The following is an 18,645-nucleotide window of genomic DNA, read 5'->3' on the forward strand; positions in this document are numbered from 1 at the left end:
CGTGGATGTTGGTTTCCGCTGCGAGGTCCGCACCGGCCACCTTCACGCTCCAGCTGCCGTCTGCCGCGACCTTGGCGCTGTAGTCGGTGCCGTTGAGCTTGAAGCTCACCACGTCACCAGCCGTGAACTCGCCTACGGCCTTGCCATTGATAGTCTGCTGGACCTGCGACTCAGCGAAGTTGACGACGTCGTCGCCCGCCACTACGTCGATGGCCAGGGTCACGCTGCCGGGTACGATGGATACGGTGTAGCCATGGTCAGCAGTGATTTCGCCGGCGTTGCCCGCGGCATCGTGGGCAACCAGAGTGGCGTGGATGTTGGTTTCCTTGGCCAGGTCGGATCCGGCTACCTGCACACTCCAGGAGCCGTCTGCCGCAACCTTGGCGCTGTACTCGGTGCCGTTCAGGGTGAAGCTGACAACGTCGCCCTTCTGGAACTCGCCGGAGGCCTTGCCGCTGATGGTCTGCTGGACATCTGCCTCGGCAGCATTGAGCACATCATCGCCGGCCACGGTGTCGATGGTCAGCTGGGTAGTCTTGTCGTCCGGAGCCGTGGTGTCGATGACGATCGGGTACGGCTGCGACGCATCGCTGATGTTGCCAGCCGGGTCTTCGGCCTTGACGGTGAAGTCGTGCTCGCCTTCGGCCAGGGCCTTGTCAGCCGGAACTTCGAACGACCAGGTGCCGTCATCCTTGGCGGTGGTGGAGCCCAGCTCCTTGCCGCCGTCGAAGACGTGGATGATGTCGCCCTTCTCGGCACCGTCACCGGTAATCACCGGGGTGGTGTCGTTGGTCGAGCCATTCTTCGGCACGTCGATCAGGTTGGACGGATCATCGTTGTCCACCACGTCCTTGATGACCGGTGCGGTCGGCGCGGTGGTGTCGATGACGATCGGGTACGGCTGCGACGCATCGCTGATGTTGCCAGCCGGGTCTTCAGCCTTGACGGTGAAGTCATGCTCGCCTTCGGCCAGGGCCTTGTCGGCCGGGACTTCGAACGACCAGGTGCCGTCGTCCTTGGCAGTGGTGGAGCCCAGCTCCTTGCCGCCGTCGAAGACGTGGATGATGTCGCCCTTCTCGGCACCGTCACCGGTAATCACCGGGGTGGTGTCGTTGGTCGAGCCATTCTTCGGCACGTCGATCAGGTTGGACGGATCATCGTTGTCCACCACGTCCTTGATGACCGGTGCGGTCGGTGCGGTGGTGTCGATGACGATCGGGTACGGCTGCGACGGATCGCTGATGTTGCCAGCCGGGTCTTCAGCCTTGACGGTGAAGTCGTGTTCGCCTTCGTCCAGAGCCTTGTCGGCCGGAACTTCGAACGACCACTTGCCATCTTCACCAGCAATGGCGGTGCCCAGTTCGGTCTCGCCGTCGAAGACGTGGATGATGTCGCCCTTCTCGGCACCGTCACCGGAAATCACCGGGGTGGTGTCGTTGGTCGAGCCATTCTTCGGCACGTCGATCAGGTTGGACGGATCATCGTTGTCCACCACGTCCTTGATGACCGGTGCGGTCGGCGCAGTGGTGTCGATGACGATCGGGTACGGCTGCGACGCATCGCTGATGTTGCCAGCCGGGTCTTCGGCCTTGACGGTGAAGTCATGCTCGCCTTCGGCCAGGGCCTTGTCAGCCGGGACTTCGAACGACCAGGTACCGTCGTCCTTGGCGGTGGTGGAGCCCAGCTCCTTGCCGCCGTCGAAGACGTGGATGATGTCGCCCTTCTCGGCACCGTCACCGGAAATCACCGGAGTGGTGTCGTTGGTCGAGCCGTTCTTCGGCACGTCGATCAGGTTGGACGGATCATCGTTGTCCACCACGTCCTTGATGACCGGTGCGGTCGGTGCAGTGGTGTCGATGACGATCGGGTACGGCTGCGACGGATCGCTGATGTTGCCCGCCGGGTCTTCAGCCTTGACGGTGAAGTCATGCTCGCCTTCGGCCAGGGCCTTGTCAGGCGGGACTTCGAACGACCAGGTGCCGTCGTCCTTGGCGGTGGTGGAGCCCAGCTCCTTGCCGCCGTCGAAGACGTGGATGATGTCACCCTTCTCGGCACCGTCGCCGGAAATCACCGGGGTGGTGTCGTTGGTCGAACCATTCTTCGGCACGTCGATCAGGTTGGACGGATCATCGTTGTCCACCACGTCCTTGATGACCGGTGCGGTCGGTGCGGTGGTGTCGATGACGATCGGGTACGGCTGCGACGGTTCGCTGATGTTGCCAGCCGGGTCTTCAGCCTTGACGGTGAAGTCGTGCTCGCCTTCGGGCAGGGCCTTGTCCGCCGGCACTTCGAACGACCAGGTGCCGTCGTCCTTGGCGGTGGTGGAGCCCAGCTCCTTGCCGCCGTCGAAGACGTGGATGATGTCGCCCGGCTCGGCGCCGCCACCGGAAATCACCGGGGTGGTGTCATTGGTAGAGCCATCTTTCGGGATGTCGATCAGGTTCGACGGATCATCGTTGTCGACGATGCTGTCGATGGTTGGAGCCGACGGAGCCGTGGAATCGATCACAACGGAGATGACGGTCGGCTCGCTCTGGTTGCCGGCAGGATCGGTCGCGATGACGGTGATGTCGTTGTTGCCTTCGGGCAGCGGCTGGGTCGGAGTAACCGACCAGTCGCCGTTCTCGTCGGCCTTGGCATGGATCTCTTCACCGGTCGGGAAGATGACGACCACGTCGGCACCCGGCTCGGTATTGCCATCGATGGTCGGCGTGGTGTCGTTGGTGATGTTGTCGCCCTTGGTGCCACTGTCGGAAGCCGGGTCCAGCCAGGCATCCGGCTTGTCGATCGAGGTATCGATCACAATGGGCAGGACAGCAGGTTCGCTCTGGTTACCCGCCGGGTCGGTGACGACGATAGTGATCTGATTGTCGCCTTCAGGCAGAGGCTGCGTCGGGGTCACCGACCAGTCGCCGTTCTCGTCGGCCTTGGCGTGGATCTCTTCGCCCGTCGGGAAGGTGACGGTCACGTCGGAGTTCGGCTCGGTCTTGCCGTCGATGGTCGGCGTGGTGTCGTTGGTGATGCCGTCGCCCTTGGTGCCGCTGTCGGAGGCCGGGTCCAGCCAGGCGTCTGCGGACGGAGCAGTGGTGTCGATGACGACAGTGATGACGGTCGGCTCGCTGGTGTTACCCGCCGGGTCGGTGGCGATGACGGTGATGTCGTTATTGCCCTCGGGCAGGGGCTGCGTCGGGGTCACCGACCACTCGCCGTTCTCGTCGGCCTTGGCGTGGATCTCTTCACCGGTCGGGAAGATGACGACCACGTCGGCACCCGGCTCGGTCTTGCCGTCGATGGTCGGGGTGGTGTCGTTGGTGATGTTGTCGCCCTGGATACCGCTGTCGGAAGCAGGGTCGAGCTCCACGAAGGGCGCTTCCGGCGCCACGGTGTCGACGACGATGTCGATCACATGGACCGGCTCGCTGGGCTTCTCACCCGGAACTTCCTGGGTGACATCGATTTCATGCGGGCCGTCGGGCAGATCGGGCTTGAAGTCCCAGGTGCCGTCCGGCTTGACCACGGTACTGCCGATTTCGGTGCCGTTGTCGATGACGTGGATGATAGCGCCGGGGACGCCGTCGCCGGAAATGACCGGGCTCTTGTCGTCGGTCACGTCACCATTGTGCAGCTCGCCCTGGGTCGGACCGACATTGTCGGTGGCCTTGTTGTTGGTCGGGGCCGGGCTGGTTTCAGGACCGTGGTGATGGCCGCCATTGTCCTTGTTGTGATGGATGATCGCGGCGGCGGCAGCGCCCACGCCAGCCAGGCCAAGCAGCCAGGGCCAGAGGACGAAGCCGGCGGCGTCATCGAAGGTGGAGGCCAGATAGGCCGCGCCATTACCCAGGGAATCGCCACCCAGGGCGATAGGCGCCGTGTCGCCGTCTGCCAGCAACAACTGGCTGTCGCCGAAGGTCTCGCCGTCGGTGCGCACATAGGCGTACAGCTGGCCATCTTCGGCTACGCCGTAGAGCTGGCTGTCCATGCCTTCGGCAAAGAAGTCCTGGATAGTCAGGTCGGGTTTTTCGCTGCCTTCGAACTGGACCAGCAGGTCCTTGCCGACACGCTTGACGGTCACGTTTTCCGGCGCGACGTCGCTGTTTTCCACTTGCAGCAGGTACTTGGTACCTGCGTGTGCCTTGATCTTGCCACCAGTCTTGACCGCAAGCTTCTTCGCTGCGTTCTCGGTGACGGCGACAAGACCGATAGTTTCAATTGCCATTTCTAACCCACCTCGGGGACACGTTTTCGAGGTGAGGAGATTAATTTTCCGGAGCAATCAATAAGATCAGAACACTCTGACAAGGCTCCCGGGATTTCTGATGACGTAGTTTCGGCGGCAAAAAGCGGCTGCGGACAGCTGACGGGCGGAAGGAGGAAGCGGACCGGGCCTGGGGCGAAGCGCATGGCGGCGGGGCAGAAACGAAAAAGCCCACCTCGAGAGGTGGGCTTTTCCTGAGAAGCGGCTTTCATTCCGCTTCAGGCATTCAGCAGCGCCGATGCCTTCAATATGGTGGGTCGTGTAGGATTCGAACCTACGACCAATTGGTTAAAAGCCAACTGCTCTACCGACTGAGCTAACGACCCAAATGTTGGTCGGGGTAGGGGGATTCGAACTCCCGACATCTTGCTCCCAAAGCAAGCGCGCTACCGGACTGCGCTATACCCCGTTTGAAAGTTGGCTCCGCGACCTGGACTCGAACCAGGGACCCAATGATTAACAGTCATTTGCTCTACCGACTGAGCTATCGCGGAACTACGAACCTTTCAATCTCCTCTACTTTCTTCCGGCTTCACCGGTTTCCCGTATCAGAGGCGCGCCATTTTACGTATATCGAAACGTCTGTCAACACTCTGATCCAAAAAGTTTTTCTCTGCTTTGCAGGGGGCCGGGCTGATTGCTATATCTGCATGGAAAAACTCGAGTGATCCACCGCGGGTGCAAACGGAACGATCACGCACAGGATGGCCATGAGCAACAAGGACACCCCACCACCCTCTCCCATCGCCAGCCGGATGATTCAGCCGCGCTTCGGCGAACTGGTGCAGGGCTGCCGTCAGTTGGCGATGAATCACCTCGCCGAACTCCTGGGTAATGTCTTCGCCCAGGTGGACGACACGCTCTTCGAATGCGCCGAGAAAGCCGAGAACAATCAGGTCCAGGCCCTGTTCTTCGATGCCATGCGCGAAGTCCGCCGCGACCGACCGAACCTCGAGCGCTTCTACCACCAGCGCATCGCCCAGGGCCTGAGCGACTTCCTTGAAGGCAAACTGCCCCTTGCGGAGCCGCTGGAAGAGCTGGATATCGACCAGCTGACCCTGGTCGGCAACGATGAATACGAAGAAACGCTGCTGGTGACCAACATGGTCAACCAGGTGCGCGCCCACTGCGCCCAGCAGCTGTTCGCGCTGGACCAGCGCCTGGCGCTGCTCAACAACGGCAGCAAGCTGGGCGAGGACCGCAATCCCTTCGGCCCACAGGCCATTGCCCAGGCATTGCGCGACACCCTGGCGCGCAGTGCCTTCCCTCTGCGAATCAAGACCATCCTTTATGTGCTGTTCGATCAACAGGTCATGCAGCATCTGCAACCTCTATATGAACAGCTGAACAAGCGCCTGGCCGATGGCGGTGTTCTGCCCAACCTGAAATACCGCCCGCAAGGCCAGCGCCAGGCCTCCCCACCCCCGCCGCGCCCGACCGTGACCGAGAAAAGCACCGCGACGACGGGCGGTGGAGCAGCAGCACCGCCCTACGCCGCCAGTGACCTGCCGGATGTGCCTCCAGGCGACCGCAATGCCCTGTTCGGCGGCCTCGCGGTGCTGCTCGCCGAGCACCGTCGGCGCGGTGACAAGGCCACGCTGTTCGGCAATACCCAGAGCATCGTCAGCTTCGGTCCCAGCTCGGCTACCACGACCTACAGCGCCAACGAGCTGCTGGAGGCGCTGAACCGCCTGCAGCGCGAGTCCGCCCGCGAACTGGCCCACCGGCTGCGCCAGCCGCAGCCGGTCGATGCACTGAAGGCCGACCTGCAGCGCCAGCTGGAATCCGGCAGCGCACAACCGAACAACACCCGGCTGACCGACCAGGAAGCCGATGTCATCGACCTGGTGGGCATGGTCTTCGACTTCATCCTCGATGACGAGAACCTGCCCGACAGCTGCAAGACCACCCTTTCCCACTTGCACACCCCCTTCCTCAAGGTGGCGCTGCTGGACAAGCAGCTGTTCACCCAGCATCACCACCCCGCCCGCAAGCTGCTCAACGCCATGGCTCAGGCCGGCGTGCTGTATGGCGGCGAGGGTGAGGAGCGCGCCCTGCTGGCGAAGATGCACTGGGTGGTCGAGCGGGTGATCCAGGATTTCGTCGGAGACCTGTCGCTGTTCGACAGCCTGCTGGGTGAGTTCAGCGAGTACGTCACCAACCTGCGGCAGAAGGTCGAACTGCGCGAACGCCGCGCCATGGAGGCTGCCCGTGGCCGCGATCGCCTGCTGGCCGCCCGCGAGCACGCGCTGGACGCCATCGCCAGGGTGACACAGGACCGCGACCTGCCGGAGCTGGTACGCAACTTCCTGGAAATGAGCTGGTGCGATGCCCTGACCTTCATCGTGCTGCGTAGCGGTGAGCACAGCGACGAATGGAAACGCGCCTGCGAAGTGGGAGAACAGCTGGCCTGGAGCGTGACACCGCTGGATTCCGCCGGCCGCGATCACCTGCAGGCAATCCGCCTGGCCCTTCTGGAAGAGCTGCGCAAGGGCCTGGAAGTGCTCGGCGGTTACCACGAGGACGGCATCCGCCGGTTGCTGCAGGATCTGGTTGCCTGTCAGCACGCGATCCAGGCACAGCAACCGCAGATCGCCGCACAACTCAAGCAGGAACTGCCGGAGAGCCCACTGGGCGCCATGCTCGGCGCCGAGGGGCACACACTGGTCAAGCCCGACGGCGAGGCGCTTTCCGAGCGTGTGCGGGTACTGATGAAGGAACTGAGCCACCTGGAATTCGGCACCTGGTTCGAATTCAGCGACACCACGCCGGCGCGCCGGCTCAAGCTGTCGTGGTTCAGCCCGACCACGCGCAACTACATGTTCGTCGACCACACCGGGCAGCGGGTGGCAGTCAAACCGATAGTGCAGTTGGCCCAGGAGATGGAAGCCGGCAAGGTCCGCCTGGTACCGACGGAACAGTCCGCCCCGCTGATGGATCGTGCGCTGAGTGCGATCTACCGCGTCCTGCAACGCTTTACTTCCGGGCGCAGCCCGGCACAGACCTGAAGGAGCAGTCGATGAGTGAACGTCGCCAGCATAGCCGGCAGCAGACCGGGCTGACCGTGGAAGTCTTCGACCGCCATTCCGGGCGCAGCCTGGGCCGGCTCGCCGACCTGTCCGCCGAAGGGTTCATGCTCTGCGGCGTGGACGTGCCGGAGGCCGACTCGGTCTGGGAGTGCCATCTGGTGCCGGCGCCGCCGCTGGACGAGATCGGCGAAATCCAGCTCGGCGCCGATTGCCTGTGGAGTCGCGCCGGCACCGACGGCCAATTGGGCTGGGCGGGCTTCCACATCATCGATATCGCCGAGGATCAGGCCGAGCTGATCGAGCAACTGCTGGTCCTGCTGGGTGGAGCCCGCGAAACCGGCTGATCGCCGAAATACCTGCAGGAGCGCGCCAGGCGCGCGGTCGCGGGCATGGCCCACTCCTGCAAAGGAATGCCGGGTCCTGCGGCTCGCTCCTACAAAGCGCATGAAAAAGCCCGCCACTTGGCGGGCTTTCTCGTGGAGCTCCGATCAGGAGAAGACGATCTCGTCGTTCTCGACCTTGGCGTGGATCTGCGTGCCAGGGTTGAACTTGCCGGCCAGGATCAGTTGCGCCAGCGGGTTCTCGATCCAGCGCTGGATCGCGCGTTTGAGCGGCCGCGCGCCATACACAGGGTCGAAGCCGACGGCGATCAGCTTGTCCATGGCTTCGTCGCTCAGCTCCAGGCTCAGCTCGCGCTCGGCCAGGCGCTTGCGCAGGCGCCCCATCTGGATGCGGGCGATACCGGCGATCTGCTCGCGGGCCAGCGGTTCGAAGACCACTACTTCGTCGATCCGGTTGATGAATTCCGGACGGAAGTGCGCATTCACTGCATCCATGACCGCCGCATGCTGGGCTTCACGATCGCCCACCAGCTCCTGGATCTGCGCCGAGCCGAGGTTCGAGGTCATCACCACCACGGTGTTGCGGAAGTCCACGGTACGCCCATGGCTGTCGGTCAGGCGACCATCTTCGAGTACCTGAAGCAGCACGTTGAAGACGTCCGGGTGGGCCTTCTCGACTTCGTCGAGCAGCACCACGGAGTACGGCTTGCGACGCACGGCCTCGGTCAGGTAACCGCCTTCTTCATAGCCGACGTAGCCCGGAGGTGCACCGATCAAGCGCGCCACGGAGTGCTTCTCCATGAACTCGGACATGTCGATGCGCACCAGCGCTTCCTCGGTATCGAAGAGGAACTCGGCCAGGGCCTTGCACAGCTCGGTCTTGCCCACCCCGGTCGGGCCGAGGAAGAGGAATGAGCCGCTGGGGCGATTCGGGTCCGCCAGGCCTGCGCGGGAACGGCGCACAGCGTTGGAGACAGCCACCACGGCCTCGTTCTGGCCGATGACGCGCTTGTGCAGCTCGTCTTCCATGCGCAGCAACTTCTCGCGCTCGCCTTCGAGCATCTTGGAGACCGGGATACCTGTCCACTTGGCGACGACCTCGGCGATTTCCTCGTCGGTCACCTTGTTGCGCAGCAGCTGCTTCTCGGTCTGGCCGTGCTGGTCGACCATCTGCAGGCTGCGCTCCAGGTCCGGAATGGTCTGGTACTGGATGCGCGCCATGGTTTCCAGGTCGCCCTTGCGCCGCGCGGTTTCCATCTCCTGCTTGGCCTGCTCGATTTTCTGCTGGATCTGCGCGGAACCCTGAACCTCGGCTTTTTCCGACTTCCAGATTTCCTCGAGGTCCGCGTATTCGCGCTCGAGCTTGGCGATGTCTTCCTCAAGCTTGGCGAGGCGTTTCTTGGTCGCCTCGTCGTCTTCCTTCTTCAGCGCCTCGCGCTCGATCTTCAGCTGGATCAGGCGGCGATCCAGGCGATCCAGCTCCTCCGGCTTGGAGTCGATCTCCATGCGGATGCGGCTGGCGGCTTCGTCGATCAGGTCGATGGCCTTGTCCGGCAGCTGGCGGTCAGTGATATAGCGGTGGCTGAGCTTGGCCGCGGCAATGATCGCGCCGTCGGTGATGGTGACGCCGTGGTGCACCTCGTAGCGCTCCTTCAGGCCACGCAGGATGGCAATGGTGTCTTCCTCGCTCGGCTCATCCACCAGGACTTTCTGGAAGCGGCGCTCCAGGGCGGCGTCCTTCTCGATGTACTGGCGGTATTCGTCCAAGGTGGTGGCGCCCACGCAGTGCAGCTCGCCACGGGCCAGGGCCGGCTTGAGCATGTTGCCGGCGTCCATGGCGCCCTCGGCCTTGCCGGCGCCGACCATGGTGTGCAGTTCGTCGATGAACAGGATGATCCGTCCTTCCTGCTTGGACAGCTCGTTGAGGACGGCTTTCAGGCGCTCCTCGAACTCGCCGCGGAACTTGGCACCGGCGATCAGCGAGCCCATGTCCAGCGCCAGCAGGCGCTTGTCCTTCAGGCCGTCAGGCACTTCGCCGTTGACGATGCGCTGGGCGAGGCCTTCGACGATGGCGGTCTTGCCGACGCCGGGTTCGCCGATCAGCACGGGGTTGTTCTTGGTACGGCGCTGCAGGACCTGGATGGTCCGGCGGATTTCGTCATCACGGCCGATCACCGGGTCGAGCTTGCCGTCCTCGGCGCGCTTGGTCATGTCGACGGTGTACTTGTCCAGCGCCTGGCGCGAGTCCTCGGCGTTCGGGTCGTTGACCGCCTCGCCGCCGCGCAGGTTGGCCACGGCATTCTCCAGGGCCTTCTTGGAGACGCCCTGACTGGTGAGCAGCTTGCCGAGCTTGGTGCTGTCATCCATGGCGGCGAGCAGCACGAGCTCGCTGGAAATGAACTGGTCGCCCTTCTGCTGGGCCAGGCGGTCGGCCTGGTTGAGCAGGCGCGCCAGATCCTGCGACAGGTTCACGTCGCCGGTGGGGTTCTGGATCTTCGGCAGCGTGTCCATCTCTTTATTGAGGGAGGCACGCAGCGCAGGGATATCGAAGCCGACCTGCATCAGCAGGGGCTTGATGGAGCCACCCTGCTGCTCGATGAGCGCGGAAAGCAGGTGCACCGGTTCGATGGCCGGGTGGTCATGTCCGACGGCCAGGGACTGGGCATCGGAGAGTGCAAGCTGGAGCTTGCTGGTCAAACGGTCTATTCGCATGAGGGTCGTCCTTCCTTTCTATAGCGGGCCGGAGCGATGAGTGCCCCTGGTCACGACTAACCCGCCGGGATGCCAGATAGATAAGGACGATTTTGGTCGGTTCAAGCCATTTGGCCATGACACCCGTCAGTTAGTGCCTTCGAAAGGACCTCCGGAACGGAGTTGAACCTGCAGGAAAACGGATCAGGCCAGCCAGATCAGGCTGGCCTGGCGGCCGGTGCGCGAGCTGCGACGGTAGGAGTAGAAACGCTCGGTGTCGGTGAAGGTGCAGAAGTCCCCACCATAGACGGCAGTCACGCCCTTCGCCGCGAGGCGGATGCGCGCCAATTCGTAGATGTCGGCCATGAACTTGCCGGCATTGGTGCTGGGCACAAAGGCGCGCGCGGCTTCGGCGTGGTCCGCCAGGAAGGCTTCACGCACTTCCGGGCCGACTTCAAAGGCCTGCGGACCGATGGACGGGCCGAGCCAGACCAGCAATTCCGCCGGCGCGACGCCCATGGCGGCCACGGTCGCCTCCAGCACGCCGCCCGCCAGCCCGCGCCAGCCGGCGTGGGCAGCAGCGACACGGGTCCCCGCGCGGTCGCAGAACAGCGCCGGCAGGCAATCGGCCGTCATGATGGTGCAGGCGATACTCCGCGTGGCGCTCCAGCTGGCATCCGCGGTAGCGACGGCAGACGGATCGGCCTCGACCACGTCGATGCCATGCACCTGGCTCAGCCAGGCTGGCTGGCAGCCCAGTTCGGCGGTCAGGCGACGGCGGTTCTCGGCCACGGCGGCCGGCTCGTCGCCGACGTGGTCACCGAGGTTGAAGCTGTCGAAAGGCTCGACGCTGACGCCGCCGGCACGGGTAGTCACGCAGGCGCGGACGTTCGCCGGAGCCGGCCAGTCAGGCGTCAGCCAGGGGCTCATACGAAGGACTCGTTGTCCTGCCGCAGCAGGCTCAGCAGCCAGGTGAAGTCATCCGGCAGCGGCGATTCCCACTTCATGCGCACGTTGGTGGCCGGGTGATCCAGTTCCAGGAAACGCGCATGCAGGGCCTGGCGCGGGAAATCGCGCAACGACTCGACGAGGGTCGGGCTGGCCCCCGGCGGAATGCGGAAACGCCCGCCGTAGGTGGGGTCGCCCACCAGCGGGTGGCCAATGTGCGTCATATGGACGCGGATCTGGTGGGTACGCCCGGTTTCCAGCTTCACCCGCGTGTGGGTATGCGCACGGAAGCGCTCCAGCACGCGGTAATGGCTGATGGCGACCTTGCCGGTCTCGATCACCGCCATCTTCTGGCGCTGCACGCCGTGACGGCCAATGGGCGCGTCGACGGTGCCGCCGGCGACGATCACGCCGGTGACGATGGCCTCATAGATGCGGCTGACGCTGCGCGCCTGCAACTGGGCGACCAAGTTGGTGTGCGCTTCCAGGGTCTTGGCCACCACCATCAGGCCGGTGGTGTCCTTGTCGAGGCGGTGCACGATGCCGGCGCGCGGCACGTTGGCCAGGTGCGGCACGTGGTGCAGCAGCGCGTTGAGCAGGGTGCCGTCCTGATGGCCGGCGGCGGGGTGAACCACCAAACCGGTCGGCTTGTCGATGACCAGGATCTGGTCGTCTTCATAGACGATGTCCAGTTCGATGTCCTGGGCAACCCATTCACCCTGGGCCTCCAGTTCGACATCCAGTTCGAGGCGCGAGCCGGCATGGACGATGTCGCGCGGACGCAGCGCGGCGCCATCGACCTTGAGGCGGCCGTCCTTGATCCAGCCAGCCAGGCGCGAGCGGGAGTGGTCGGAGAAGAGCTGAGCGGCGACCTGGTCGAGACGCTGACCACCGAGGTCGAACGGCACTTCTGCCGCGAGTTGGATGATATTGGACATGACGGGACACGAAGGGCGCGCGGCCTTTTGGTTCGGCTGCGCGCTGTGGTTAAATACGAGGCCTTTGTCCCAGGGGTATCCCTGGGGCGCCAATCATAACAGACGGTTGCGGCCGCGACAGCCGACCGTCCAGGGACGCAACTCGCCATGCAAGTGAAACACCTGCTGCTGATCGCCACCCTCGCCTTCGTCACCGCCTGCTCCTCCAAGGGTGAGAAGGTGGATGAGAACCTGAGCGAAAGCCAGCTGTACCAGCAGGCACAGGAAGACCTCAACAACAAGAGCTACACCAACGCCGTCGCCAAGCTGAAGGCGCTGGAGTCCCGCTATCCGTTCGGCCGCTACGCCGAGCAGGCCCAGTTGGAACTGATCTACGCCAACTACAAGAACATGGAGCCCGAGGCCGCCCGCGCTTCGGCTGAGCGCTTCATCCGCCTGCACCCGCAGCACCCGAACGTCGACTATGCCTACTACCTCAAGGGTCTGGCCTCCTTCGACCAGGACCGTGGCCTGCTGGCGCGCTTCCTGCCGCTGGACATGACCAAGCGCGACCCGGGCGCTGCCCGCGACTCCTTCAACGAATTCGCCCAGCTGGTGAGCCGCTACCCGAACAGCCGCTACGCCCCGGACGCCAAGGCGCGCATGATCTACCTGCGCAACCTGCTGGCGGCCTACGAAGTACACGTCGGCCACTACTACCTCAAGCGCCAGGCTTATGTCGCCGCCGCCAACCGTGGCCGCTACGTGGTCGAGAACTTCCAGGAAACCCCGGCCGTCGGCGATGGCCTGGCGATCATGGTCGAGGCCTACCAGCGCCTGGGCCTGAACGACCTGGCCGATTCCAGCCTGGAAACCCTGAAGGCGAACTACCCGGACAACGCCAGCCTCAAGGATGGCCAGTTCGTTCCGCGCGAAGACGAAGCCGACAACCGCTCCTGGCTGGCCAAGGCCACCCTGGGCCTGATCGAGACCAACGATGCCCCGCCGCACATGGAAACCCAGGCATCCAAGGACGTGATCAAGCAGTACGAGGACGCCGAACAGCAGATTCCGGCCGAACTCAAGCCCGAGAACCAGAGCGACGTGCAGGAAGAACAGCACGAGTCCGAAGGCAACGCCGGCAGCAGCGACCGCTCCTGGTTCAGCTACATGACCTTCGGCATCTTCGACTGATACCGGCAGGCACAAGAAAAAGGGAGGCTTCGGCCTCCCTTTTTCATTCGGGCAAAGCATCGGCGCTTTTGCCCATGGTCTGACGGGTGCGCGCACGGGCTCACTGTGCGGCGCCGCGTGGCTTGGATAAACTGCCGCTCTTTATGCACAAGGGATTGCCATGACCCGTCTGCTGTTCTGGATCGCCCTCTTCGCCTTCGGCTGGTGGTTGTGGCGCAAAGCTACCCGGCCGGCCCGCCCCGCCGAGAAGCCCAAGGGCGACGACCCGGCCGCACCGATGGTCCGCTGTGCGCAGTGCGGCGTGCATGTACCGCAGACCCACGCCCTGCAGGACGAGAGCCAGTGGTACTGCAGCCGCGCGCACCTCGAACAGGACCGCGCCGACCGTGGTCGCTGAAGGCATCTCCCTCACGGGGCAGGGCCTGCGGGTCCTGCGCCTGTACCACCTGTACCGCCTGACCATCGGGCTGGTGCTGGTGCTGCTGATCTCCAGCAGCCTGGACGATGAGCTGCTGAAACTGGCCCACCCCGAGCTGTTCCACGTCGGCTGCTGGATCTACCTGGTCCTCAACATCCTGATCGCAGTGCTGATGCCAACGCCGCGCCAGCTCTTGCCGATCTTCCTCCTGGCGGCGCTGGACATACTTCTACTCAGCGCCCTGTTCTATACCGCGGGCGGCATTCCCAGCGGCATCGGCAACCTGATGGTGGTTGCGGTGGCCATCGCCAACATCCTGCTGCGGGGCCGCATCGGCCTGCTCATCGCCGCCATCGCCGCCATCGGCCTGATCTACCTGACCTTCTATCTGAGCCTCAGCCAACCCACGGCCATCAACCATTACGTGCAGGCCGGCGGGCTGGGCGCCCTGAGCTTCGCCTCGGCCCTGTTGATCCAGGCCCTGGCACGGCGCCAGCAGATCGTCGAGAGCATCGCCGAGCAGCGCGCCACCACGGTGGCCAACCTTGAGGAATTGAATGCGCTGATCCTGCAGCGCATGCGCACCGGCATCCTGGTGCTGGGCGATCGCCACCGGGTACTGCTGGCCAACCAGAGCGCCACCACCCTGCTGGGCGGCCACGACCTTCCCGGCCACTCGCTGGCAGAGTACAGCCCGCAGCTGGTCTCCAGCCTGCAGCAGTGGCAGCAGAACCCCGCCCTGCGCCCACCGAGCCTGCAGCCCGTGGAGTCCGGCCCGACCGTGCAGCCAAGCTTTATCCCCCTGCGCCGGGACAACGAACAGCACATCCTGATGTTCCTCGAGGATATCTCGCAGATCGCCCAGCAGGCCCAGCAGCTCAAGCTCGCCGCCCTGGGCCGGCTCACCGCGGGTATTGCCCATGAGATCCGCAACCCGCTGGGCGCCATCAGCCATGCAGCGCAATTGCTGCTGGAGTCCGAGGAACTGGACAAGCCTGACCGGCGCCTGACGCAGATCATCCAGGACCAGTCGCGGCGCATGAACCTGGTCATCGAAAACGTCCTCCAGCTGTCACGCCGGCGCCAGGCCGAGCCGCAACTGCTGGACCTGAAGTACTGGCTGCACCGCTACGCCGGCGAGATGCGCGAGAGCCTGCGCGAGGACCAGCAGATCCATGTGGAAACCGGCCAGGGCACCGTGCAGACGCGCATGGACCCGCACCAGTTGACGCAGGTACTGACCAACCTCGTGCAGAATGGGTTACGGTACAGCACTCAGAAGAACGGCACCGGCCAGGTATGGCTGCGTCTGTTCCGCGACAGCGAGACCGACCTGCCCGTACTGGAAGTGCTCGATGACGGTCCCGGCATCGCTGCCGATCAGCGGGTGAAGCTGTTCGAGCCGTTCTTCACCACTGAAAGCAAGGGCACCGGCCTTGGCCTGTACATCTCTCGTGAGCTGTGCGAAAGCAACCAGGCCCGGCTGGACTACAAGACGCGTGACGAAGGCGGCAGCTGCTTCCGCCTCACCTTCGCCCACCCGCGCAAACAAAGCTAAGAAGACGCAAAGAGCATGAGCCGTCAAAAAGCCCTGATCGTCGACGACGAACCCGACATCCGCGAGCTGCTGGAGATCACCCTCGGCCGCATGAAGCTGGACACCCGCAGCGCTCGCAACGTCAAGGAAGCCCGCGACTTCCTGGCCCGCGAGCCCTTCGACTTCTGCCTCACCGACATGCGCCTGCCCGATGGCACCGGCCTGGACCTGGTGCAATACATCCAGCAGCGCCATCCGCAGATGCCGGTGGCGATGATCACCGCCTTCGGCAGCCTCGACACCGCGGTGCAGGCCCTCAAGGCTGGCGCCTTCGACTTCCTGACCAAACCGGTGGACCTTGCCCGCCTGCGCGAGCTGGTGAATTCGGCCCTGCGCCTGCGCTCGCCGGAGGCCGAGGAAGCGCCGGTGGACAGCCGCCTGCTGGGTGATTCGCCGCCCATGCGCACCCTGCGCAACCAGGTCGCCAAGCTCGCCCGCAGCCAGGCGCCGGTGTACATCAGCGGTGAGTCCGGCAGCGGCAAGGAGCTGGTGGCCCGACTGATCCACGAGCAGGGCCCGCGCGAGACCCAGACCTTCGTGCCGGTCAACTGCGGCGCCATTCCGTCCGAGCTGATGGAAAGCGAGTTCTTCGGCCACAAGAAAGGCAGCTTCACCGGTGCCGTGGAAGACAAGCTCGGCCTGTTCCAGGCGGCCAACGGCGGCACGCTGTTCCTCGACGAAGTCGCCGACCTGCCGCTGCCCATGCAGGTCAAACTGCTGCGCGTCATCCAGGAGAAGGCCGTGCGCGCCGTGGGCGGCCAGCAGGAGGTCGCGGTGGACGTGCGCGTTCTCTGCGCCACCCACAAGGACCTGGCCTCCGAAGTGGCCGCTGGCCGATTCCGCCAGGACCTCTACTACCGCCTGAACGTCATCGAACTGCGGGTTCCGCCGCTGCGCGAGCGCCGCGAAGACATCCCGCTGCTGACCGACCGCGTGCTCAAGCGCCTGGCCGGCGACAACGGACTGGCTGCCGCGGCGGTCAGCGCCGATGCGCTGGAGAAGCTCAAGAGCTACCGCTTCCCCGGCAACGTGCGGGAGCTGGAGAACATGCTGGAGCGCGCCTACACGCTCTGCGAGGATGACGTCATCCAGCCTCACGACCTGCGCCTGGCCGAAACCAGCACGGCAGACGGCGGTGGCGACGCGAGCCTGGCACAGATCGACAACCTCGAGGATTACCTCGAGGACATCGAGCGCAAGCTGATCATGCAGGCGCTGGAAGAGACGCGCTGGAACCGGACAGCGGCGGCGCAGCGCCTGGGACTGACCTTCCGCTCCATGCGCTACCGCCTGAAGAAACTGGGGATCGACTGATCCCCAGCCGCATTCAGACGATGGGCGTCGCCACCAGGCGCCCTTCTGGCGCATAGGGTGCCGCTTCGATGATCGGCTGACGCTTCCGCATCAGGTCCGCCAGCAACTGGCAGGACGCCGGCGCCAGCACCAGCCCATTGCGGTAATGGCCGGTGTTCAGCCACAACCCCGGGTGACCGGGAACCTCGCCGATGAAGGGAATGCCCTGCGGCGAGCCCGGACGCAGCCCAGCCCAGTGATTCACCGGTTCCATGCCCGCCAGCGCGGGAATCAGCTCCTCTGCCGAAGCGCGCAGGCTGCTCAGCGCCTCGTCCGACGGGGTCTTGTCGAAACCGGCGTGCTCCAGCGTACTGCCCACCAGAATGTGCCCGTCGCGACGCGGAATCGCGTAGCGACCTTTGGCCAGCACCATGCTGGAGAGGAAATCCGGGGCGCAGCGATAGAGAATCATCTGCCCCTTCACCGGCTCGACCGGCAGCTCCAGCCCAAGCTTCGCCAGCAGCTCGCCGCTCCAGGCACCGGCCGCGAGCACCACCGCGTCGGCAGTGAAATCACCCTGCCCCGTGCGGACGCCTGTCACGCTATCGCCCTGCTTCAGAAAGCCGGTCACCTCGACCTGCTCCTGCACGCTCACATTTGGCAGTTGCACCAGCGCCTGGCGGAGCGACTTGGCCAGCCGCGGGTTGCGCACGTTGGCCACGCCGGACATGTACACCGCGCGTTCGAAACCTTGCCCCAGCACCGGGACAGCTTCATGCACGGCGCCGATATCCACTTCCGAAAGCGGGCGGCCATGGGTCCTGGCCCACGCCAGGGCTTCGGCCTGATCGTCCAGGTCCAGCCAGTAGAGGCCGGTGACGTGTACTTCCGGATCGAGCCCGGTATCAGCGAGCAGACGTTCGCCCAGCTGGGGATAGAAGTCCTGCGACCAGTGAGCCAGGTTGGCGACCGCCGAGCTGTAGCGCCACGGATAGAGCGGCGAGACGATGCCGCCGCCGGCCCAGGACGCTTCGCGCCCGGTCTCCCCCTTTTCCAGCAGCACCACCTCGGCACCCGCCTGCCCCAGAGTCCAGGCAGTCAGCATGCCCACCACCCCACCGCCCACTACGATCATGTCCGGCATACCACGCCCCACATCACAGGAAAATCAACGGCCCATCGCCGGCCGCACACTATACCGGGCATGTGCCGTCGACGGAGCAAGACGGAAGTCGGTGCGGCATCGGACCGCTCCTACAGTGTCTACCCAACTTACTGGCATGCAGGTGGTGGTCAGCGGCCAATACTTCCCGCACCGCAACTGCCAGGAAGCGAACCATGGCCAGGGAACGATCCGTTACCAGGGAGCTGGGCTTCACCCTCGTTGAACTGCTGTTCACCCTCGCGATACTGGCGATCGCACTCTCCATCGCGGCCCCAAGCTTCAGCGAACTGCTGCAGAACCAGCGGGCTAGCACAGCGACCCAGGAACTGCGCAACGCCCTGAACTTCGCCCGTGAATCGGCCGCACACAGCGGACAACCGGTCAGCATCGCAGCGACCGGCAGCGATTGGGCCGCCGGCTGGGAGGTGTTCGCCGACGCCAGCAATAGCGGCATCCGCACCCCACAACAACTTCCGCTCGCGGCCCATGGCCCCCTGAGTGGTATCAGCATCCACACCGACAGCACCTCGCGGCGCTACCTCCACTTCACGCCGCGCGGCAATGCGATCCAGCCCAACGGCGCCTTCCACTCCGGCACGCTGACGCTCTGCGGCGCGGGTCGAACGAGTTACCACATCGTGTTCAACAAGGCGGGGCGCATCCGTACCGAAGCCGGCACAACCGAGCTCTATTGTGCGAACTAGACGTCTTCACACTCATACCGAGAAGGCGCTCACAAATGACAAAGGCACATGACCGAACATCGCGCGATTTGTATCGGTCATCATTCAAAAAGG

12 protein-coding genes and 3 tRNA genes are annotated in these 18,645 nt (G+C 64.4%); 7 read left to right on the top strand and 8 right to left on the bottom strand.

Features of this window, described 5'->3' with window-relative positions; all coding sequences use genetic code 11:
- The 4 genes from IB255_RS27420 to IB255_RS27435 all read right to left on the bottom strand — a co-directional run.
- Positions 1 to 4,216, bottom strand: a 4,216-nt coding sequence (locus IB255_RS27420; protein ID WP_192211132.1) for an Ig-like domain-containing protein, incomplete at its 3' end; no start/stop codon positions are given.
- A 289-nt stretch (positions 4,217 to 4,505) separates the two neighbouring features.
- A tRNA-Lys gene (locus tag IB255_RS27425) sits at positions 4,506 to 4,581 on the bottom strand.
- Positions 4,582 to 4,587: 6 nt separating this feature from the next.
- A tRNA-Pro gene (locus tag IB255_RS27430) sits at positions 4,588 to 4,664 on the bottom strand.
- A 9-nt stretch (positions 4,665 to 4,673) separates the two neighbouring features.
- Positions 4,674 to 4,749: transfer RNA gene (locus IB255_RS27435), tRNA-Asn, on the bottom strand.
- Positions 4,750 to 4,965: 216 nt separating this feature from the next.
- On the opposite strand from IB255_RS27435, the gene IB255_RS27440 reads away from it, so the two are divergent.
- The gene (locus IB255_RS27440; RefSeq protein WP_081518152.1) at positions 4,966 to 7,263 is read left to right on the top strand and encodes a DUF1631 domain-containing protein; all 2,298 of its coding nucleotides are present in this window, start codon (positions 4,966 to 4,968) and stop codon (positions 7,261 to 7,263) included.
- A gap of 11 nt (positions 7,264 to 7,274) precedes the next feature.
- Positions 7,275 to 7,628, top strand: coding sequence for a PilZ domain-containing protein (locus tag IB255_RS27445; RefSeq protein ID WP_045217284.1), 354 nt, complete (start codon positions 7,275 to 7,277; stop codon positions 7,626 to 7,628).
- Between the two features lie 144 nt (positions 7,629 to 7,772).
- Here the strand turns inward: IB255_RS27445 and clpB are convergent, their stop codons facing one another.
- The 3 genes from clpB to rluD all read right to left on the bottom strand — a co-directional run bounded on the left by clpB (position 7,773) and on the right by rluD (position 12,202).
- Positions 7,773 to 10,337, bottom strand: coding sequence for an ATP-dependent chaperone ClpB (gene clpB, locus IB255_RS27450; protein WP_151189409.1), 2,565 nt, complete (start codon positions 10,335 to 10,337; stop codon positions 7,773 to 7,775).
- A 183-nt stretch (positions 10,338 to 10,520) separates the two neighbouring features.
- Positions 10,521 to 11,246 (bottom strand): peptidoglycan editing factor PgeF, encoded by a 726-nt coding sequence (gene pgeF, locus IB255_RS27455; protein WP_192211133.1) that lies wholly within the window; start codon positions 11,244 to 11,246, stop codon positions 10,521 to 10,523.
- Entirely contained in the window at positions 11,243 to 12,202 is a 960-nt protein-coding gene (gene rluD, locus IB255_RS27460) for a 23S rRNA pseudouridine(1911/1915/1917) synthase RluD (RefSeq protein ID WP_192211134.1), read from the bottom strand. Before rluD ends, pgeF begins: the two co-directional genes overlap by 4 nt.
- Positions 12,203 to 12,349: 147 nt before the next feature.
- Between rluD and IB255_RS27465 the strand changes: the two genes are divergently transcribed.
- From IB255_RS27465 to IB255_RS27480, 4 genes are all read left to right on the top strand, one after another.
- Positions 12,350 to 13,375, top strand: a complete 1,026-nt coding sequence (locus tag IB255_RS27465; protein ID WP_081517353.1) for an outer membrane protein assembly factor BamD — start codon at positions 12,350 to 12,352, stop codon at positions 13,373 to 13,375.
- Positions 13,376 to 13,535: 160 nt separating this feature from the next.
- The gene (locus IB255_RS27470; RefSeq protein ID WP_177429479.1) at positions 13,536 to 13,772 is read left to right on the top strand and encodes a PP0621 family protein; all 237 of its coding nucleotides are present in this window, start codon (positions 13,536 to 13,538) and stop codon (positions 13,770 to 13,772) included.
- Entirely contained in the window at positions 13,762 to 15,351 is a 1,590-nt protein-coding gene (locus tag IB255_RS27475; RefSeq protein ID WP_081517351.1) for a sensor histidine kinase, read from the top strand. Before IB255_RS27470 ends, IB255_RS27475 begins: the two co-directional genes overlap by 11 nt.
- 15 nt (positions 15,352 to 15,366) lie before the next feature.
- Complete coding sequence (locus tag IB255_RS27480; RefSeq protein ID WP_081517350.1) at positions 15,367 to 16,704, top strand: sigma-54-dependent transcriptional regulator; 1,338 nt, start codon at positions 15,367 to 15,369, stop codon at positions 16,702 to 16,704.
- Positions 16,705 to 16,717: 13 nt separating this feature from the next.
- On the opposite strand, the gene thiO is transcribed toward IB255_RS27480, so the two are convergent.
- Positions 16,718 to 17,827, bottom strand: coding sequence for a glycine oxidase ThiO (gene thiO, locus IB255_RS27485; protein WP_081517349.1), 1,110 nt, complete (start codon positions 17,825 to 17,827; stop codon positions 16,718 to 16,720).
- A gap of 194 nt (positions 17,828 to 18,021) precedes the next feature.
- Between thiO and IB255_RS27490 the strand changes: the two genes are divergently transcribed.
- The gene (locus IB255_RS27490; protein ID WP_081517348.1) at positions 18,022 to 18,552 is read left to right on the top strand and encodes a GspH/FimT family pseudopilin; all 531 of its coding nucleotides are present in this window, start codon (positions 18,022 to 18,024) and stop codon (positions 18,550 to 18,552) included.
- Positions 18,553 to 18,645 lie beyond the last annotated feature (93 nt).

Origin of the sequence: Pseudomonas sp. PDM22 (assembly GCF_014851965.1) — a bacterium.
Lineage (GTDB): Bacteria > Pseudomonadota > Gammaproteobacteria > Pseudomonadales > Pseudomonadaceae > Pseudomonas.